A 3,111-nucleotide genomic window follows, 5' to 3' on the forward strand; every position below is an offset into this window, starting at 1 on the left:
ATTCCGAGACTGGCAAATATTATCGAATACGCCTCATGCTGGCTGCCATGTGGTCTGCACAGGAGTTTTTGAGTACTTACAATATTTTCATAGGCCCAAGATTACAGGATACTAAGTCGTACAGTTTCGATAACTTCTCTGGCATCCTTAATTTTGATTGACGAACAGGGCGTATACATCTTTTTGCAAAACCATCTAGAAGCTGGCTAACAGTACCTTCTCTATCTCTAGGAATAAGTGGATCAACCTCTGCAGAGCACTCTCTCGTGCTACTCAATGATGAAGGATGTTGTGTACCTGTGAAAGGAATTGTCCCCATATCAACAAAACGTGTACTAGCTGCCATAATCAACCTCGGAATTAACAATTTAATAAACACAAGGATTTAGTCCATTAAATGGAAAAAAGCTCATGACAATCCACTCAGGAAAATTAACAATGAGAATCAAGAAAAACAAATAGGTTTCGGTTTCCAAAGAGTACAAAATTATTCCATAACATTGTGTTCACACACTGTCTCAGTCATTAATCCATCTCTATATTTCGAGAACAAAATGTTATTTATGCTGATTTTATTCGTTCTTTGATGACCAGTTACTCTACAGAGAGTATCAAAAGATGCGCAAAGAGTGGGGCAAGGGTGAAATGGAGCCTCTCCGCAGGCCATTGGCTAGTGATATAGGCGATCTGATCACCTATCTGCTAACACTTTTATCGTTCGCATTTATTCGTTGAACCAAGGCCCCTGCGATTTAGAAGCCTTGATTATTTTTCTACCAAATACCTGAAAGGTCTCTTGCCGACCTTTGAATGGTAGTGACTAAGGACCATGTCTGAATATTTCAGATCAGTCCTTTTTCTGCTTGATTATTCGCCTGAACGGTTCTGCCCAGGCAGCCAGGGCGCTCGCTTGACGGGTCTGTATCCAAATCTTTCCCTGCCCGGAAAAGCGACACACAAACCCTTCACCTGAGAAAAACAGGGATTTATAGCCGCTCGGTTTACTGATCTCGTAATCAAGCCCGTCGGTAAAGGCAACGATATGGCCAGTATCGACCACATAATCCTCCGTGACATCCCGCTCAATCATCGCCCCATAGGTGTTGAACCAAAGATCACCCTGCCCACGACAACGGATCAAAAAGAGCGATTCCCCGGAGAAAAAACCTCGAGTCAGCCCCTGCCATTTTGTCTCAATATCAACCCCTGAAGTGGCGGCCACAAAAGCGGCGCTCTGCAGATAGATCGATTCATCATTGAGAAACACGTGGGCCATATCACCCGGTGAACCGGGTGCAATCCCGATTTCACCGCTGGCGTCTGCCGCCGTGTATTCGTTAATAAACAGGGATTCACCGGTCATCAACCGTCCTATGCCACCCCGAAGCCTGGTCTTCATCCGCATATGGCTGTCCATTGTCGCCATGGCAGAGGCTTCAACCTTCAGTGTTTCATTGGCTGGTACCTGTACGGTCAGGAAGCTGTAATCCGGTTGGCCGGTAAGGGCAAATGGATAGCCCTGCATCTTTTCTACTGACATAAGTCGTCTTCCTCAGGCTTTTCTTGGCCGTAACAGGGGTGTCAGGCGATGACCAAACCCTGATGGACTGTGCGACTGACACCAGACCCGGCCACGCCCTTTAAACCGGCAGACCAGACCTTCCCCCCCCAGCCAGGAATGCAGCCAACTGCCACCGGCCTTGCTTAACGAGAAATCCAGGGAATCATCAAATGCGACAATATGACCGGTATCCACCAATGTCTCCCCATCGACATCAATCGGATAAATGGAACCAAAGGCACCGAGTACCAGCTTGCCCCTGCCAGACATATGCAGCCAGAACAGGCTTTCACCAGACATCAGGTTTTTAATGCCCTGCCAACCGAGATCCATGTCAACCGAGTGCTCACAGGCGACAAAGGAACCCGCCTGTACAACCAGCCCACTGTCCAGATCCAGCGAAAGCATATCACCTGAGAGCGTTGTCCCCAGCCAGACTTCACCGGTCGTCTGTTGTGGCTCAAAGTGATTCAGAAAAAAGGATTCACCGGCCACCATCCGCTTCATTGCTTTGAACAGGCCAGCTTGCCCTTTCTTATGGGTAGTGGTCGTCACTGCCATATTGCCACTCATGGCAATCATGGCGCCGGCTTCTGCGGTACAGGTTTCTCCCGGCGACAGCATCAGCCGCGCAACGGCATTCCCGGGCCCATGTTGCAATACAACATCCATAGCATTATCCCCGGAGTTTTGGATTCAGCCAGCCGGCCAGTCCGCCCAGGCTTCGGGTTTGCAGTGTAATCCGGCCCTTGCCAACAACCCGCATTACCAACCCTTCACCACCAAAGAAACTGGAAAACAGCCCACCGGCAAGGCGTAACTTCAGTTTTATCCCTGGCCCGTAGGCTACCAAATGACCACTGTCGACAATCATTTCACCATCGACGTCTTTTTCCAACAGCGCGCCATAGGCACCGTACCAGACTCGTCCGGTACCACTCACTGCGATTTTGAACAGTCCTTCCCGCGCCAGAAAGGACGTAAACCCCGCCCATTTAAGCCCGATCTTGATACTGTCGGTACAGGCAAGAAAAGCGCCTGCCTGAAGATACAGACATTCATCACTAAGCGACACCTCACGAATATCGCCCGGTGTCGTCCGCGCCAGCACCAGACGTTGATTGTCACTGCCGGGATTACTGAACGCACTGAGAAAAAACGTTTCCCCGCCCAGCCATTTACGCATCAACGCACTGAAGGGATTACCATTCATCCTTGCTTTCAACGCAAGCTCGGCATCCATGCTCGACATGGCACCCGATTCAGCGATCACACGCTCGCCAGGCGCCAACACAACCGCCAGATGGGCAAAGGCTGGCGCTCCCTTAATCTCTGTGTGCATGGTTGTGTCGCTCCTTCCAGTCACACCGTTCAACGAGTGAATGCAAAGCATGATATGGCAGCTTCCGCTGTACTGTCATTGATTTCATCACGAGAAAGCAGCATCCATTGCCAAAGATTTATTAGACTTTAGGGGCTGTTGACGTTTCATTGAAAGCCTTGAACCAAGCCTGAAAATCCGCAGTATGTTGCTACCGCTCATGCTTTCA

At 49.4% G+C, this 3,111-nt stretch carries 3 protein-coding genes; all 3 read right to left on the reverse strand.

The window, feature by feature from the left end; all coding sequences use genetic code 11:
• Positions 1-847: 847 nt before the first annotated feature.
• From ABD892_RS11305 to ABD892_RS11315, 3 genes are read right to left on the reverse strand one after another with little or no spacing between them, the layout of a single operon-like run.
• On the reverse strand, positions 848-1,540 hold the full coding sequence (locus ABD892_RS11305; protein ID WP_345195765.1) for a TIGR00266 family protein: 693 nt from the start codon (positions 1,538-1,540) through the stop codon (positions 848-850).
• Between the two features lie 12 nt (positions 1,541-1,552).
• Positions 1,553-2,233: a TIGR00266 family protein gene (locus ABD892_RS11310; RefSeq protein ID WP_345195767.1), complete on the reverse strand. Its 681-nt coding sequence runs from the start codon at positions 2,231-2,233 to the stop codon at positions 1,553-1,555.
• A 4-nt stretch (positions 2,234-2,237) separates the two neighbouring features.
• Positions 2,238-2,903: a TIGR00266 family protein gene (locus ABD892_RS11315; protein WP_345195768.1), complete on the reverse strand. Its 666-nt coding sequence runs from the start codon at positions 2,901-2,903 to the stop codon at positions 2,238-2,240.
• Positions 2,904-3,111: the final 208 nt, after the last annotated feature.

Source organism: Kistimonas scapharcae (assembly GCF_039540975.1).
In the GTDB taxonomy this organism is placed as follows: domain Bacteria; phylum Pseudomonadota; class Gammaproteobacteria; order Pseudomonadales; family Endozoicomonadaceae; genus Kistimonas; species Kistimonas scapharcae.

Bases quoted from the DNA above. Each gene is read 5' to 3' on its own strand.
- ABD892_RS11310 (WP_345195767.1), bottom strand. From the start codon at position 2,233: ATGGATGTTGTATTGCAACATGGGCCCGGGAATGCCGTTGCGCGGCTG.
- ABD892_RS11315 (WP_345195768.1), bottom strand. From the start codon at position 2,903: ATGCACACAGAGATTAAGGGAGCGCCAGCCTTTGCCCATCTGGCGGTT.
- ABD892_RS11305 (WP_345195765.1), bottom strand. From the start codon at position 1,540: ATGTCAGTAGAAAAGATGCAGGGCTATCCATTTGCCCTTACCGGCCAA.